The sequence below is a fragment of the Cypionkella sp. genome (assembly GCF_028290025.1).
Taxonomy (GTDB): Bacteria; Pseudomonadota; Alphaproteobacteria; order Rhodobacterales; family Rhodobacteraceae; genus Cypionkella.
The window spans coordinates 124,310-139,114 of record NZ_JAQGKQ010000088.1 but is presented as its reverse complement, the minus strand read 5'-3'; the positions used below and the strand labels follow the sequence as shown (position 1 = coordinate 139,114).

The following is a 14,805-nucleotide window of genomic DNA, read 5'->3' as shown; positions in this document are numbered from 1 at the left end:
ATCTGGCACCTCGATGTTGCGCATGCCTTCCGGCGAGGCGGTCTGGGATGTGTTCGTCGGCGGCTATGGGCCAACGAAGGCGTTGGCCAACAGTCTCGATCCGGAGCGTGCCGCCGGTCTGAAGCGGGACTTCATCGCAATGCACGAGCAATATCGCGCCCCTAATGGCCTGGCCATGCCGCGCGAATATGTGGTGACGCTCGGGGTCCGGCGGTAACGCCGCCTCACCCCGGCCAGGCAAAGCTTTTGGGCCCGCACAAAGGCCGCGACGGCGGGGGAATGGGGGCGCCCCCGTACAGTGATCAGGGCGATGCTGCGCTGCACCACCGGATCGACCAGCGGGCGCTGCAACAGGCCGGACAGCGAAACCGAATTTTCCGGCATAAAGGCAAAGCCGATCCGCGCCAGCACCATCGCCTGCACCCAATCCTCGCGGTCCGAGCGGAACCGGGCGTACAGGGCGACCTGCTTTTCCGCGCAGACCGCCATCACGGTTTCGCGCAATTCGCAGGCCAGCCGGTCAACATAAGGCTCGCCCGACAGATCGGTCAGCTTGACCGCGTTCAGATGGCCCAGTCGATGCTCGAGCGGGAAGATCACGATGTAGCGTTCGGTATAAAGCGGGTGGGCGTGGAACGCTTCGCCCAGACCATCCATCGGGTTCAGCACGGCTGCACCCAGGTCTGTATTCTTGCTCTTCAAGAATGAACCGGGGCGCTTACTTTTGGCTTCGGCTAAAGTGTACCCCGTCAACCGTTCGAAAGCATCATTCACATATTCGGTACGCTGCTCGGTGTCAGTTACGATTACCAAGTTGATTGTTCGGCGAGCCACCTCACTCAGTCTGTCGAGGGTATTTAGTTGCAATATTTCTGAAGTCACATTGCGGCTTACGAACAGGTATGATGGCCTTGCGTCCGCGCCGTCGCGTCGGGCAGCACGCAAGCTGTACCAACGTTGCCCTGTGATAGTGTCAATCTTGTATGTCCGGTCCTCGGGGCTGATGCCGCGATCCAATTCCGCCATCATCGCGCGGCGCTGCAAAGCCACTTCTGGCGGCAACACGTCTTCCAGCCGGTGCCGCAACATTTCCTCACGCGGCCTGACCAAATCTTCCGGATTTATGGCATGCACGTAAATGAACGTTCCATCAGCATCTACTTCAAGGACGATATCCGGCATCGCTTCTAACAAAGTCTGAAAGCTTCGATCCTCACGGTCATCGGAACTATCCGTTTGCCCTGACCCGGCATTTGGCCATCCCATAGTGACAAGAATCCCCTCCGTGACAGGTGTGATTACGCCGAGTTCAGTCACAGAAAGGCGATTTCCGCCTTGCGGGGCGTGCAACACTAAAATCGTAGCACCAGCTTTCCCATCTCCCAAGGGCAGGATCGCCAGATTTCCACCAGCCCAGTCCACACAGGCCGGAAGATCAGCAACATGGTCCCGCAGAAGCAAGTTGGAGCCAAGAAGGATTGGGGCTGGTTTAGAAAGCGATCTGGTCGCAGCGTCTTGCAGATCCCGCACAAGCCCCGCAAGATCAGGCATGTCCGTAGACCGCTCGGCCGCCGCCCAAGAACTCGACAGCACGGGTGCGCCGGTGGCTTTCAGTCCTAAAATTTGGATGGAACTAGCGTTGAAGTATCGTCCCAGCAAACCCAGAGCTGACGCGACGGCAGGTCCGGATCCTGTTGTTGGAGCTTTCAGGAGCATGCTAAGAACATCTATTGTCAGCGATTGAACAGAGGAATTTCGCTTCATGGCAATCCAAACCTTGACCAGTCCGCGCTTGTTGGCGGTCTCTTTGATCCTAAGATTTATTGAACGCTTTCCGCAAGATGTACTGCACACTTAGGGGATGCCACTGGCATTCACCTAGCTTTGTGAACAGCGGGTTGGCTTTCTTGCTGGCTGAGACGCGTCCGACATCGAATAGCGCAGATGGCGAACAGCTATGCCGACGGTTCAGACCCGCTTCCTTTCTCCAGATACCATGTCTTCTCGACTAAGATGTTGGTTTTGCGGTCGGTTTGGGGGCTTAACCGCGTCCACGGTAGGACGGCACGCCTTGATCCGGAATCCACAGGGTCTGTGGCGCAGGTCCGGTCTGGTAGAACACGTCAATTGGGATGCCGCCGCGCGGATACCAATAGCCGCCGATGCGCAGCCACGCGGGGTCAAGCAGTTCGACCAGCCGCTTGCCGATCGAAACCGTACAATCCTCGTGAAACGCGCCGTGATTTCGAAAAGAGCCAAGATAAAGCTTCAGCGATTTGCTTTCGACCAGCCAGTGCTGCGGCACATAGTCGATTACCAGATGCGCGAAATCCGGCTGGCCAGTCATCGGGCAAAGCGAGGTGAACTCCGGCGCGGTGAAGCGCACGCAATAGGCGGTGCCCGCTTGTGGGTTCGCCACCTTTTCCAGCACCGCCTCTTCAGGGCTTTGCGGCAGCGGGCTGGCAGTGCCAAGCTGTTTCAGATCCTTGTAGATATCAGTCATGTCGATCTCCATCGCGGTCAGACCCCGCGTTTGTTGCCCCAAAGCAGAACGTGAAGTTGCGGCAGCACATGGGCGGCAAACCAGCGGTCGGCAATCACGCTGTCCACCAGCCAACCCATCCGCTGCATGATCCCGTCGATGTCGATCAAGGCGTCGTCATCCTGTGGCCCCGGCGGGGTGTGATTGCCCGGTTGCAGATAGACCGGCAGGCCGGGAAACCGTGCGGCGGCGTCACGGGCATAGGTATAATCTGCCTCGTCGAAGACCACGAATTTCAGCACGATGCGCGGCCCGGACGCGGCGGCGTCCACACAAGCCCTCAGCGCATCCCAGTCGGTTGTCATCGCACTGGAGGGCGGCTTCGGGCTAAGAACCAGCACATCCAGATCGGCAAACCAGTCGCGGCTGACCGAGCCCTGGGTTTCCAGCGCAAAGCGGTAGCCCTCGGCGTGGCCCTGACGGATCAGCGGCCCCAACGGCTGTATGGCCGGGTTGCCTCCTGACAGCGACACCATCAAGGGCTGGCCCGCCGACAAAGCCCGCACGTCATTCAGCACCCCGTCAGTGGTCATCGCGCGCCAATCGGCGCGAAAACGGGTGTCCACCGCATGCAGACTGTCGCACCACGTACAGCGATAATCGCAGCCCCCTGTGCGCACGAACACGGTGGGCTGACCGATCAGCGCGCCTTCTCCCTGAATGGTTGGCCCGAAAATCTCGGATATGCGGATGACGCTGCTGTCATCGGTCATGGCCGGTATTCCGCCCATGTCTTGGGCGTCTCGCTGACCCGCACCGCCACGGTTTCGGGCAAAAGCGCCTTGCACCAGTCATGGAAATGCTGCGCCAGAACTTCTGACGTCACCCCATCATGGCCCAGCACGTCATTCAGGTGGCGGTGATCAAAGTGATCGTCGAGGTAGCGCTTCAGCGGGGCCAGATCGTGGTAATCGCGCACGAAGCCGAACGCGTTCAGCGTGGCCGCAGCAAGTTCCACTACCACGACATAGTTATGCCCATGCAGCCGGGCGCATTGATGATTGGCAGGCAGTTGGCACAGCTGATGCGAGGCGGAAAAGTGGAATTCCTTAGTGATGCGGAACATCAGACCGCCCCCCGCTTGACCGCTTCGCGCCAGAAATCGGCATCGGTATATTCGGTGGGATCGGCAACCCCCGCCAGATCAAAGGCCTCGCGCCGTTCGACACAGGTGCCGCAACGCCCGCAATGGGCATCACCGCCCTTGTAGCAAGACCAGGTTTGCGCAAAGGGCGTGTCGTGCCGCGCCCCATCGGTGACAATGGCCGATTTCGGCAGGTTCACATAGGGGGCGTAAAGCGCGATGTTGGCATAGCCCTCAAGGGCATGGCGCTGCATGGTCTGGAAGGCGTCGATAAAGCCGGGACGGCAATCGGGATAGATGAAGTGATCGCCGCCATGCACGGCGGTGGCGACGGCATCGGCACCCCGGGCGGCGGCCACGCCAAAGGCAATGGCCAGCATGATGGCGTTGCGGTTCGGCACCACAGTGATGCGCATGGTTTCTTCGGCATAATGCCCGTCCGGCACCGCCAGATCATCGGTCAGCGCCGAGCCAGACAGGCTGCGGCCGATATCGCGGATGTCGATGGTCTGATGCGGCACCTGCAACCGTTCGGCGCAGGCCGCCGCAAAAGTGACTTCCTTGCGGTGACGCTGGCCGTAATCAAACGATAACAGGCCCAGCAACGCATGCTCGACGGCGACCTTGTGGGCCAATGAAACAGAGTCCAGTCCGCCGGAGCAGATGACGATGGTTTTCATGCGGTGTCCTTGTTTTGACCGGGTAGGCTGCGACCGGTATTCTGAATGCAGGCCTATACTGCGCAGATGGCAGAATGTGAAGCCGAAAGCGGCGCGTCGGGTTTCGGATCACCACCAGCCATTCAGATAGTGTTTTGCCTCTGCGCAGGCCGTGGCCAGATCGTCCCCCCGCGCCAGGCGGGCGGCGATGGCGCTGGCCAGCGTGCAGCCCGTGCCGCGCCGGGTGCCGGGTTTGCGCAATGCGGCGAGCCGCAGGGGGTCGCCGTCGGGGCGCAGCAGCCAATCGACTGCCTCCGGCCCGCTGGCATGACCGCCCTTCAGCAGCACCGCTTTCGCGCCCAAGGCGAAAAAGGCGGCTGCGATGCTGTCCAGTCCGGTATCGGGCGCAAGGCCGGTCAGAATAACCGCCTCGGGCAGGTTCGGGGTGATCAGGGCCGCACGGGGGATCAGGCGGGTGATCATCGCGGCACGTCCGGCGGCATCCATCAGCGGCACCCCGGCGCTGGTGGCCAGAACCGGGTCCAGCACGAAGGGCACGTTGGGCAGGGCCGCTGCAATGGCCTCGACGATGCTGGCGTTGGTCAGCATCCCCAGATTGGCCGCGCGCACTGGACCTGCGGCGCGGATCTGGGCGGCCACCATCGCCGCGGGCACCGGATGAATGATGCAGCCGCCCGTCGCATCCTGTGCTGTCACCGCCGTGGCCGCCACCCGCGCCGTGATGCCATGATCGGCCATCACCGCCAGATCGCGCGCAAGGCCAGCCCCGGTGGAACTGTCCAGGCCCGCGATGATCAGCACGCTCATTGCCCGTCCGCCAGCAAGGCCAAAGCCGTGGCCCCGCGCCCCCCCAGAACCTGCGCGCCGCGCCACGCCCGCAGGCCGGTAGAGCAGCACAGCACGACCCGGCCCATTGGGATCGGCCAATCGGCCAGATCGCCCGGTGCCACCACTTGCGCGCCGGGCAGGTTGCGCACCGTGCCATCCGGGCGCAGGTCGATCACTGTATCTTCGCTGCCGATCTGTGTGGCGGCAACAAAGCCGAAACCGGGTGCCTCGGCGGCCCCATCAAATCCAAACCCGCCAAAACGCCAACTTGCCATGTCCAGCGTGACGATCCGGCCCAAAGGCGACGGCTCCAGCCCGATCAGCACCGAAAGCGCCATCTGCGCCTGCAACGCCCCAAGCACCGCCACGGCTGGCCCCATCACCCCGGCACTGGCACAACTGGCGGCCTGCGCGGGCAAATCGGGGAACACGGCGCGATAGCCGGGGGCCGTTCCACAGAACCCGCCCGCATAGCCCGCCCGCCCGATGACCGAGGCCGAAATCAATGGCTTGTCCGCCGCAAGGCACAAATCGGACAGGGTGTAGGTCACGGCAAAGCTGTCGGCGGCGTCCACGACCAGATCGGCGGCGGCAATCAGACCGGGGGCATTGGCCGGATCGAGCCGGTCAACAATCGCGGTGGCCTGACCGTTGGGGTTCAGTCCGCGCGCGCGGGCCGCCGCAGCCACGGCCTTGGGCTGGCCGATGTCGTCGGCGGTATAAAGCGTCTGGCGGTGCAGGTTGGTCACCTCGACTATATCGGGGTCGATGATCGTCAGCCACCCGACCCCCGCCGCTGCAAGCGCCGGGATCACCGTGCAGCCCAACCCCCCCGCTCCGACGATCAGCAAATGCGCCGCCGCCAGCCGCGCCTGCCCGATGGCCCCGACACCCGGCACCTGCATCTGGCGCGCATAACGGCTCATGCGATGCCACCGGTGGCCTGAACCCACAGGCGGGTCTGCGCCTCGGGGTCCGCAGCCGTCACCAGATCGGTAACCACCGCCGCCACATCGGCCCCGGCGGCAAACACTCCGGACAAACGCGGCAGGGTCAGGCCACCGATGGCCACCAGCGGAATATCCCCGATCCGCGATTTCCAGCGCGCCAGCTTCTCCGATCCCTGCGGCCGCCATGGCATCTGCTTCAGCAGCGTCGGCCAGATCGGACCCAGCGCAATATAGGCGGGGTTCAAGGCAAGGGCCCGATCCAGTTCCGCCCGGTCATGGGTTGATACCCCCAGCCGCATCCCGGCGCGGGCGATGGCGGCGGTGTCGGCACTATTCAGATCCTCTTGCCCCAGATGGATGAAATCCGCCCCGTGGTCCAGCGCCGCCTGCCAGTGATCATTGACGACCAGTTGCGCGCCGTGGCGGGCACAGATGGCCAGCGCCGTCGCAATCTGCGCGGGAACCTCGGCCAGATCGCCCTTGAACCGCAACTGCACCAGCCGCACGCCCACAGGCAGCAGCCGCGCGATCATCGCGGCATCGGGCAGCACCGGGTAAAAGCGGGGCAGGATCATCGCAGCCCCCCCAGCCCCAGATTAGCCATGCCCAGAACCGGGGTCGATGGCACCGCCATATCACGCGGTGGCATCAGCCCCGCCTCAAACGCCGCCCGCCCCGCCGCAACTGCCTGACCGAAGGCGCGCGCCATGGCCACCGGGTCACCCGCCTTGGCAACGGCGGTGTTCAGCAGAACCGCATCAAACCCCATTTCCATCGCCTGTGCTGCCTGACTGGGCGCACCGATCCCGGCATCGACAATCAGTGGGACGCCGGGGAAATGCCCCCGCATCGAGGCCAGCGCGTCGACATGGCGCAACCCCCGGCCCGACCCAATCGGTGCCCCCCAAGGCATCAGCACCCGGCAGCCCGCATCCAGCAGGCGCTCGGCCACGATCAGGTCTTCGGTGGTATAAGGGAACACCGCAAAGCCATCGGCGCACAGCACCCGCGCCGCCTCGACCAGCGCAAAGGGGTCAGGTTGCAGGGTGTCGGCATTGCCGATCACCTCCAGTTTGATCCAGTTGGTGCCGAAGACCTCACGCGCCATCTGCGCCGTGGTGATCGCCTCGCGCGCCGAATGGCATCCGGCGGTGTTGGGCAGAATGCGCGCGTCGGTGGCCTGCAACAGCGGCCAAAAGCCGTTTGTACCGCCGCCATTTGCGGTTTCCCGGCGCAAAGATACTGTGATCACACCGCAGCCAGAGGCCGCAATCGCCTCGGTCAGCACCAGCGGTGAGGGGTATTGCGCCGTTCCCAACAGCAGGCGTGATGACAAGTCAACATCATAAAGCCGCATCTCAGCCTCCCTGCATCGGGGCCAGAACCTCGACCCGGTCACCGTCATGCAGCAGGGTTGTGGCGCGGGCGGCGGCGGATATGAAAACGCCATTCAATGCCGTGGCAAGGGCGGTGCTGCCGTAGCCAAGGGCCATCAGCGCATCGCCCAGATTTGCGGCGGCAACCTCGGTCGGGATGCCGTTCAGATCAATCCGCAAGGGCGGCCTCCTGTGGTGCAAGTGCGAGTTGGTCAGCCAGTTGTTCAGCCAGCGCCGGGGCGGTCAGAAAGCCGTGGCGATAGAGCCCGTTCAGATGCCAGCGCCCGCCCGCCTGTGTCAGGCGCGGCACATTATCGGCAAAGGCGGGGCGCAGGCCGCTGCCCATCTCGACAATCGCCGCCTCGGCAAAGCCGGGATGCAGCGCGAAGGCCGCCGACATCAATTCGCTGGCGCTGCGCAGGGTGACCGGTCCGGTCGCATAGGTTTCGATCATGGTGGCACCGATCATGTAAAGACCGTTGCCGCGCGGCAAGACATAGACTGGAAAGCGCGGATGCAGCAGGCGGACCGGACGCGACAACGCCACCTCCGAACAATGCAGCAGCAGCATTTCGCCCCGCACTGCCCGCAGGCCCGGCAAGAGATCACGCGCTGCGATGCCCCGGCAGTCGATATCGGCATGATCGGCCGCAAACTGCGTGTCATGGCGGATCGTTACCCCGCGACGGCGCAAGCCATCCGCTAGCGCCCGCAGAGCCACGCGCGGGTCGAGATGCGCCTCGGCCTCATAGTAAAGTGCAGCGGCAAAGCGGTCCGCCAGATCAGGCTCAAGCTCTGCAATCCGGTCCGCACCGATGCGCGCGTGGCCCGTGGTGCGGATGGCGAACCGGTCAAGTTCCGCCCGGTCGCGGCACGGGGCCACGACCAGCGTGCCGCGCCGCATCATGCCGGGCACCCGCGCCGCCCACCATTCGGCGGCGCTTGCACCAAGGCGCGCCACCTCAGGTGGAGCACTTTCGCCCTCGACAAACGGGGCCAGCATCCCCCCCGCCAGCCAGCTTGCGCCCGCACCCTCGGGGCCGCTGTCCACCACCTGCACAGACAGACCGCGTTCGGCCAGCACGGTCGCGGCGCACAGCCCCGCGACCCCGGCCCCCAGAATGGTGATCATTCCGCGACCTCTGCGGCAGGCAGATAAACCTCGCCTTTCTCGCGGAATTTGGCCGCCATCGCCGCCATGCCGTCCTTCTGCGCCTCGGCCCTTATGTCATGGCTGATCCGCATCGAGCAGAACTTCGGCCCGCACATCGAACAGAAATGCGCGGTCTTGTGCGCCTCTTTCGGCAGCGTCTCGTCATGCATGCTGCGCGCGGTTTCGGGATCGAGCGACAGGTTGAACTGATCCTCCCAGCGGAATTCGAACCGGGCGCGGGACAGCGCATCATCGCGGGCCTGCGCCCCCGGCAGACCCTTGGCCAGATCGGCGGCATGGGCGGCGATCTTGTAGGTGATCACGCCCATCTTCACATCGGCGCGGTCGGGCAGGCCAAGATGTTCCTTGGGGGTCACATAGCACAGCATCGCAGTGCCAAACCAACCGATCATCGCCGCGCCAATGGCGCTGGTGATATGGTCATAGCCGGGGGCGATATCGGTGGTCAGCGGCCCCAGCGTATAGAACGGTGCCTCGCCACAAGTGGCCAGTTGCTTGTCCATATTGGCCTTGATCTTGTGCATCGCAACATGACCCGGCCCTTCGATCATCACCTGGCAATCCTTGGCCCAGGCGATTTTCGTCAGCTCGCCCAGCGTCTCCAACTCGGCAAACTGCGCCGCGTCATTGGCATCGGCAATCGAGCCGGGGCGCAGCCCGTCGCCTAGGCTGAACGACACGTCATAGGCGCGCATGATGTCGCAAATTTCATCGAAATGGGTGTAGAGAAAGCTTTCGCGGTGGTGGTGCAGGCACCATTTCGCCATGATCGACCCGCCGCGCGAAACGATGCCCGTCACCCGGTTCACCGTCAGCGGGATATAGTGCAGCCGCACACCCGCATGAATGGTGAAGTAATCCACCCCCTGTTCGGCTTGTTCAATCAGCGTGTCGCGGTAAATCTCCCAGGTCAGGTTTTCGGCCACGCCATCGACCTTTTCCAGCGCCTGATACAAGGGCACCGTGCCGATCGGCACTGGGGCGTTGCGCAGGATCCATTCGCGGGTGTTGTGAATGTTGCGCCCGGTCGACAGGTCCATCACGGTATCGGCCCCCCAGCGGATCGACCAGACCATCTTGTCGACCTCCTCCGCCATCGATGAGGTGACCGCACTGGTGCCCATGTTGGCGTTGATCTTCACCGCGAAATTGCGGCCGATGATCATCGGTTCCAGTTCGGGGTGGTTAATATTGGCCGGGATGATCGCCCGCCCGGCGGCGATTTGCTGACGGACGAATTCGGGAGTCACATAATCCGGGATCGACGCACCGAAATCCTCGCCATCGCGAGGGCTGGGCAGGGCGGCGGCGCGGCCCAAATTCTCTCGGATCGCCACATATTCCATCTCGGCGGTGATGATGCCCGCGCGGGCATAGGCCAGTTGCGTGACCGCCTTGCCGCCCATGGCGCGCAGCGGGTTGATCTGCACCGGAAAGCCGGGCACCAGCCGCGTGCCGGTTGCAAAGCCGTTGTCGGCGGGCTGGACGCAGCGCGCCGTATAGGCCTCGCAGTCGCCCCGCGCTGCGACCCATGCGCTGCGAACCGGGGCGAGACCTCGGGCAATATCCGTTTGCACTGCTGGGTCGGTATAGGGGCCGGAGGCGTCATAGACAGTGACTGGCGGCTCTCCCGCCGAAGGATGCACGGCAATCTGGCGCATTGGCACGCGGATGCCGGGATGGATCACCCCCGCTACCTGCCGCTTGGACGAGGCAGGCAAAGGGCCGGTGGTCACAGAAGGCAGCGCGGACGCAACCGGGATGGTGTGTGTGGTGGTCTGGTCAATCTGGTTCATCAAAGCCTCTTTGCGTTGATGACCCGTCATAAAGGGAAAGAAGCCGGGACTATCCCGTCGGCACCCCGCCCGAAACACGGAAAGAGCGACCTCTTGTGCTTCCTACGCCAGTATCAACTGGGTCAGGTTCAAAGGGTCGCTTCACCGGAGGCTAGATTTTGCAATCCACCCCACATTCAGCCTCTCAGTCCCTTGGGCGGGACTCCCCTGACAGTTCGGTTGGTGTAGGGGCTGGGACGCAGCGCGTCAAGCTAATCGGTGCGGCACGTGATCTGGACCGCTTGTCAAAGGGTGGCTTTCGTAATAATCAATAATTTATCCGATCCCTCGGGAAGGCCGGATAAATTATCTATAAAGTGAGGACATGATGCCGCAACCCCTCTCACTCCGCCACGACTGGACTCGCGCAGAGGCCGAGGCGATCTATGCCGCACCTCTGATGGACCTGTTGTTTCAGGCGCAAACCGTGCACCGCGCCCATTTTGACCCCAATCAGCTGCAGCTCAGCAAATTGCTGTCCATCAAGACTGGCGGTTGCGCCGAAGATTGCACTTATTGCTCGCAATCGGCGGTGAACGGCTCGCAATTATCGGCCTCCAAGCTGATGGAAGTGGAACGTGTGCTGGCCGAGGCGCGCAAAGCCAAAGCTGGCGGCGCGACTCGCTATTGCATGGGCGCCGCGTGGCGGTCGCCCAAAGACCGCGATATGACAGCGCTGGCTGCTATGATTGGCGGGGTCAAGGCGATGGGTATGGAAACCTGCATGACGCTGGGCATGCTGGACGATACCCAAGTGTTGCGGCTGCGCGATGCGGGGCTGGATTACTACAACCACAACATCGACACGTCAGAACGCTACTATTCCGAAGTGATCACCACCCGCACCTTTGCGGACCGGCTTGAAACTTTGGCGCGGGTTCGCGACGCTGGGATCAAGGTCTGCGCGGGCGGCATTGTCGGCATGGGCGAGACGCGGATGGACCGCATCGACATGCTGCTGACGCTTGCCAATCTGCCCGCCCACCCCGAAAGCGTGCCGGTCAACATGCTGATCCCGATGCCCGATACCCCATTGGCGGGTACGCCACCACTGGATCCGATCGAATTTGTCCGCACCATCGCTCTTGCCCGTATTTTGATGCCGCAAAGCCATGTGCGCCTGTCTGCGGGCCGCACCGCGATGAGCGATGAGATGCAGGCAATGTGCGTCTTTGCCGGGGCAAATTCGATCTTTGTCGGTGACACGTTGCTGACAGCCGATAACCCCTGCGAGGACAAGGATGACGCCCTGTTTGCAAAACTGGGCCTTGTGGCGATGGACGAGGCAAAGGCAGTCGCTGCGGAATGACCGGCTTTGCCCGCCACGCAACGGCGCTTGACGCGTTGGCGGCGCGGGGCCGGTTGCGCAGACTTGCGCCGCGTGTGGGGCATGATTTCGCCTCGAATGATTATCTGGGGCTGGCGGGGTCTGACGTGTTGCGCGCAGCCGCCCATGCGGCACTGGACCGGGGAGTGGATGTAGGGGCCGGAGGATCGCGGCTGTTGCGGGGCAATGATGCCGAACACATGGCTTTAGAAGCCATGGCCGCCCAGCATTTCGGCACCGAACGCGCCTTGTTCATGGGCGGTGGTTTTACCGCAAACCAAGCGATTTTCGCCTGCCTGCCTATGCCAGAGGATCTGGTGCTATACGACGCGTTAATCCACGCTTCGGCCCATGACGGGATGCGTCTTGGCCGGACCGAAACACTGGCGTTTGCCCATAACGACCCTGCGGACGCGCAGGCGCAGGTCATGGTCTGGCGCGGCCGTGGCGGCAAGGGTCGGGTCTGGCTGGCCATTGAAAGTCTGTATTCCATGGGCGGCGATTTTGCGCCCTTGGCCGATTTCGCGGCGCTTGCCGTCGCCGAAGACGCCGTGCTTGTGGTCGATGAGGCGCATGCCACCGGGCTTTACGGTGCAAACGGGGGCGGGCTGACGCAAGGCTTGGACCACGGCCCCAACCTGCTGACGCTGCACACCTGCGGCAAGGCGTTGGGGGTATCCGGCGCGCTGATTTGCGGCGCTGCGGTGCTGATCGACACGCTGATCACCAAGGCACGCGGGTTCATCTATGCCACGGCACCCTCGCCCCTGAACGCCGCCCTTGTGGCCGCAGCCTTGCAGCATGTGCAGGCCAACCCCAAGCTGCGCCATGATGCCTTGGCACTTGTAGGTCATGCTAACGCCCAAGCCGCCATGCAGGGCTTTGTAGGCCATCAGTCGCAGATCCTGCCCATTTTGTTGGGAACCGATCAGCGGGTGATGCAGGTGGCGGCCGCACTTCAAGCGCGTGGTTATGATGTGCGTGGCATCCGCCCGCCTACCGTGCCGCGCGGCACCGCAAGGTTGCGCATCTCGATCACGCAGAACACCTCGGCCGCTGTGATCACCGCGCTGTTTGCCTACCTGGGACAGGTCGCCGCATGACCGCTGTGATCATCACCGGCACCGATACGGACATCGGAAAAACCGTGTTCGCGGCGGGCCTGACCCACGCGTTGCAGGCGCAATACTGGAAGCCCGTGCAAGCCGGGTTAAGCGGCGAGACGGACAGTCGAACCGTCGCCCGCCTGTCCGGCAGCCCCACCCTGCCCGAGGCATACCGCCTGATCCTGCCCGCCTCGCCCCATCTGGCCGCCGAGGCCGAGGGCATTGAAATCGACCCGACCCACCTAATCCCACCCCAAACCACCGGCACTTTGGTGATCGAGGCGGCTGGCGGCCTGATGGTGCCGTTGAACCGCCGGACCCTGTTTCTGGACGTTATTGCGGGCTGGCAGGCCCCGGTCATCCTGTGCGCCCGCACAGCCCTTGGCACCATCAACCACAGCCTTTTGTCACTGGCGGCTCTGCGGCAGGCGGGCTGCACTATGCTGGGCATCGCCTTCATCGGCCCGACCAACCCTGCTGTGGAGCGCACAATCTGCGACTTTGGCACGGTGGCGCATCTGGGCTGCCTACCGCATTTGCCCAGCCTGACGCCCGCGACCCTTGCTGAGGCCTTTGCCACGCATGTTGACACGGCCTCCATTCGCAAAGGTATTGCGCTTTGACCCCGCACGACTTTGACCGCGCCCATCTGTGGCACCCCTATTCCAATATCACGCGGCCCGGCCCCACCCATATCGTCGCATCGGCGGAAGGTGTCTGGCTGACGCTGGACGATGGCACCCGGATGATTGACGCCATGTCATCATGGTGGTCGGTGATCCACGGTCACCGCCACCCCGCGCTGATACAGGCCGCCCATGACCAGTTGGACCGCCTGCCGCATGTGATGTTCGGCGGGCTGACCCACGCCCCTGCGATAGATTTGGGCAAACGCCTGATCACCATGCTGCCTACCGGGCTTGACCGCATCTTTTACGCCGATTCAGGGTCGGTTGCGGTGGAGGTGGCGCTGAAAATGGCCGTGCAATACCAAAACGCCATGGGTCTCCCAGACCGCACTCAGTTTGCCACCATCCGATCAGGCTATCACGGTGACACTTGGAAAGCGATGAGCGTGTGTGACCCTGACACCGGCATGCATCATCTGTTCCGGGGTGCAGTATCGGTGCAGCATTTCGCTGACCGCCCGCCCTTGCGCTTTGGCGATGTCTGGAGCGATGACACCGCGCTGAACGGGCTGGTCGCGCTGCGCGAGGTACTGGCAGACAACCAAGCCCAAATCGCAGCGCTGATCTTGGAACCCGTGGTGCAAGGCGCGGGGGGGATGTATTTCTACCACCCCGAATACCTTAACCAAGCCCGCGCGCTGTGCGACGATCATGACATCTTGCTGATCTTCGACGAGATTGCCACCGGCTTTGGCCGCACCGGGCACATGTTCGCCACCGAACTTTGCACCGTGACGCCCGATATCATCTGCCTTGGCAAGGCGCTGACCGGTGGCACGATGTCCTTCGCCGCCACCATCGCAACCCAAGCCGTCGCCGATGCAATCGGCCACGCCACCCCCGGCGCCTTCATGCACGGGCCGACGTTCATGGCCAACCCTTTGGCCTGTTCCGTGGCGCGAGCTAGCCTCGATCTGCTGGCCACCGGCGCTTGGAAGGCGCAGGTTGCTGCCATTCAAGCGCAGCTGACGGACGATCTTTGCCCCGCCCGCGCCCTGCCCGGTGTGGCCGATGTGCGGGTGCTAGGTGCTATTGGCGTCATTGAAATGGATCACAATGTCAGCGCCGACACTGCCCATGGCTATGCCCGCGACACCGGCGTTTACCTGCGCCCGTTTGGCCGCAACATCTATACGATGCCACCCTTTGTAACCTCCGCCGCCGAGCTGTCGCAAATCACCGCCGCGATGCTGCGGCTGGCCCGCGTGGTGTGA

Annotated in this window: 16 protein-coding genes and 1 riboswitch; of the genes, 4 read left to right on the top strand and 12 right to left on the bottom strand. The window is 63.3% G+C overall.

The window, feature by feature from the left end; translation table 11 throughout:
* Positions 1 to 63: 63 nt before the first annotated feature.
* The 12 genes from JWS10_RS15330 to thiC form a co-directional block, all read right to left on the bottom strand.
* Positions 64 to 1,716 carry a LysR substrate-binding domain-containing protein gene (locus tag JWS10_RS15330; protein WP_299508740.1) on the bottom strand — a complete coding sequence of 551 codons (1,653 nt, stop codon included), beginning with the start codon at positions 1,714 to 1,716 and terminating at the stop codon, positions 64 to 66.
* A 325-nt stretch (positions 1,717 to 2,041) separates the two neighbouring features.
* Entirely contained in the window at positions 2,042 to 2,503 is a 462-nt protein-coding gene (gene queF / locus JWS10_RS15325) for a preQ(1) synthase (RefSeq protein WP_299508739.1), read from the bottom strand.
* 17 nt (positions 2,504 to 2,520) lie between these two features.
* Positions 2,521 to 3,255, bottom strand: coding sequence for a 7-carboxy-7-deazaguanine synthase QueE (gene queE, locus JWS10_RS15320; protein WP_299508738.1), 735 nt, complete (start codon positions 3,253 to 3,255; stop codon positions 2,521 to 2,523).
* A complete protein-coding gene (locus tag JWS10_RS15315) occupies positions 3,252 to 3,608 on the bottom strand; it encodes a 6-pyruvoyl tetrahydropterin synthase family protein (protein WP_299508737.1) in 357 nt (118 codons plus the stop codon). Before JWS10_RS15315 ends, queE begins: the two co-directional genes overlap by 4 nt.
* A complete protein-coding gene (gene queC / locus JWS10_RS15310) occupies positions 3,608 to 4,306 on the bottom strand; it encodes a 7-cyano-7-deazaguanine synthase QueC (RefSeq protein ID WP_299508736.1) in 699 nt (232 codons plus the stop codon). Before queC ends, JWS10_RS15315 begins: the two co-directional genes overlap by 1 nt.
* A gap of 108 nt (positions 4,307 to 4,414) precedes the next feature.
* Complete coding sequence (locus JWS10_RS15305; RefSeq protein WP_299508735.1) at positions 4,415 to 5,113, bottom strand: hydroxymethylpyrimidine/phosphomethylpyrimidine kinase; 699 nt, start codon at positions 5,111 to 5,113, stop codon at positions 4,415 to 4,417.
* On the bottom strand, positions 5,110 to 6,060 hold the full coding sequence (locus tag JWS10_RS15300) for a HesA/MoeB/ThiF family protein (RefSeq protein WP_299508734.1): 951 nt from the start codon (positions 6,058 to 6,060) through the stop codon (positions 5,110 to 5,112). The genes JWS10_RS15305 and JWS10_RS15300 overlap by 4 nt, the downstream gene beginning before the upstream one ends.
* The gene (locus JWS10_RS15295; protein ID WP_299508733.1) at positions 6,057 to 6,659 is read right to left on the bottom strand and encodes a thiamine phosphate synthase; all 603 of its coding nucleotides are present in this window, start codon (positions 6,657 to 6,659) and stop codon (positions 6,057 to 6,059) included. The genes JWS10_RS15300 and JWS10_RS15295 overlap by 4 nt, the downstream gene beginning before the upstream one ends.
* Positions 6,656 to 7,441 (bottom strand): thiazole synthase, encoded by a 786-nt coding sequence (locus tag JWS10_RS15290; RefSeq protein ID WP_299508732.1) that lies wholly within the window; start codon positions 7,439 to 7,441, stop codon positions 6,656 to 6,658. Before JWS10_RS15290 ends, JWS10_RS15295 begins: the two co-directional genes overlap by 4 nt.
* A 1-nt stretch (position 7,442) precedes the next feature.
* On the bottom strand, positions 7,443 to 7,640 hold the full coding sequence (thiS, locus tag JWS10_RS15285; RefSeq protein ID WP_299508731.1) for a sulfur carrier protein ThiS: 198 nt from the start codon (positions 7,638 to 7,640) through the stop codon (positions 7,443 to 7,445).
* Entirely contained in the window at positions 7,630 to 8,592 is a 963-nt protein-coding gene (locus JWS10_RS15280; protein WP_299508730.1) for an FAD-dependent oxidoreductase, read from the bottom strand. The genes thiS and JWS10_RS15280 overlap by 11 nt, the downstream gene beginning before the upstream one ends.
* Entirely contained in the window at positions 8,589 to 10,430 is a 1,842-nt protein-coding gene (thiC, locus tag JWS10_RS15275) for a phosphomethylpyrimidine synthase ThiC (protein ID WP_299508729.1), read from the bottom strand. Before thiC ends, JWS10_RS15280 begins: the two co-directional genes overlap by 4 nt.
* 81 nt (positions 10,431 to 10,511) lie before the next feature.
* Positions 10,512 to 10,649: riboswitch (TPP riboswitch) on the bottom strand.
* 145 nt (positions 10,650 to 10,794) lie between these two features.
* On the opposite strand from thiC, the gene bioB reads away from it, so the two are divergent.
* Genes bioB through bioA form a run of 4 tightly spaced genes read left to right on the top strand, consistent with a single transcriptional unit; the run spans position 10,795 to position 14,805 of the window.
* Positions 10,795 to 11,778 carry a biotin synthase BioB gene (gene bioB, locus JWS10_RS15270; RefSeq protein ID WP_366943548.1) on the top strand — a complete coding sequence of 328 codons (984 nt, stop codon included), beginning with the start codon at positions 10,795 to 10,797 and terminating at the stop codon, positions 11,776 to 11,778.
* Complete coding sequence (locus tag JWS10_RS15265; protein ID WP_299508727.1) at positions 11,775 to 12,899, top strand: 8-amino-7-oxononanoate synthase; 1,125 nt, start codon at positions 11,775 to 11,777, stop codon at positions 12,897 to 12,899. The genes bioB and JWS10_RS15265 overlap by 4 nt, the downstream gene beginning before the upstream one ends.
* Positions 12,896 to 13,525: a dethiobiotin synthase gene (gene bioD / locus JWS10_RS15260; protein WP_299508726.1), complete on the top strand. Its 630-nt coding sequence runs from the start codon at positions 12,896 to 12,898 to the stop codon at positions 13,523 to 13,525. Before JWS10_RS15265 ends, bioD begins: the two co-directional genes overlap by 4 nt.
* Positions 13,522 to 14,805, top strand: coding sequence for an adenosylmethionine--8-amino-7-oxononanoate transaminase (gene bioA, locus JWS10_RS15255; RefSeq protein ID WP_299508725.1), 1,284 nt, complete (start codon positions 13,522 to 13,524; stop codon positions 14,803 to 14,805). The genes bioD and bioA overlap by 4 nt, the downstream gene beginning before the upstream one ends.

What these genes read in the sequence shown, in the direction of transcription:
- JWS10_RS15330 (WP_299508740.1), bottom strand. Translation starts at nt 1,716, where the DNA reads ATGCTCCTGAAAGCTCCAACAACAGGATCCGGACCTGCCGTCGCGTCA.
- queF (WP_299508739.1), bottom strand. Translation starts at nt 2,503, where the DNA reads ATGACTGATATCTACAAGGATCTGAAACAGCTTGGCACTGCCAGCCCG.
- queE (WP_299508738.1), bottom strand. Translation starts at nt 3,255, where the DNA reads ATGACCGATGACAGCAGCGTCATCCGCATATCCGAGATTTTCGGGCCA.
- JWS10_RS15315 (WP_299508737.1), bottom strand. Translation starts at nt 3,608, where the DNA reads ATGTTCCGCATCACTAAGGAATTCCACTTTTCCGCCTCGCATCAGCTG.
- queC (WP_299508736.1), bottom strand. Translation starts at nt 4,306, where the DNA reads ATGAAAACCATCGTCATCTGCTCCGGCGGACTGGACTCTGTTTCATTG.
- JWS10_RS15305 (WP_299508735.1), bottom strand. Translation starts at nt 5,113, where the DNA reads ATGAGCGTGCTGATCATCGCGGGCCTGGACAGTTCCACCGGGGCTGGC.
- JWS10_RS15300 (WP_299508734.1), bottom strand. Translation starts at nt 6,060, where the DNA reads ATGAGCCGTTATGCGCGCCAGATGCAGGTGCCGGGTGTCGGGGCCATC.
- JWS10_RS15295 (WP_299508733.1), bottom strand. Translation starts at nt 6,659, where the DNA reads ATGATCCTGCCCCGCTTTTACCCGGTGCTGCCCGATGCCGCGATGATC.
- JWS10_RS15290 (WP_299508732.1), bottom strand. Translation starts at nt 7,441, where the DNA reads ATGCGGCTTTATGATGTTGACTTGTCATCACGCCTGCTGTTGGGAACG.
- JWS10_RS15280 (WP_299508730.1), bottom strand. Translation starts at nt 8,592, where the DNA reads ATGATCACCATTCTGGGGGCCGGGGTCGCGGGGCTGTGCGCCGCGACC.
- thiC (WP_299508729.1), bottom strand. Translation starts at nt 10,430, where the DNA reads ATGAACCAGATTGACCAGACCACCACACACACCATCCCGGTTGCGTCC.
- bioB (WP_366943548.1), top strand. Translation starts at nt 10,795, where the DNA reads ATGATGCCGCAACCCCTCTCACTCCGCCACGACTGGACTCGCGCAGAG.
- JWS10_RS15265 (WP_299508727.1), top strand. Translation starts at nt 11,775, where the DNA reads ATGACCGGCTTTGCCCGCCACGCAACGGCGCTTGACGCGTTGGCGGCG.
- bioD (WP_299508726.1), top strand. Translation starts at nt 12,896, where the DNA reads ATGACCGCTGTGATCATCACCGGCACCGATACGGACATCGGAAAAACC.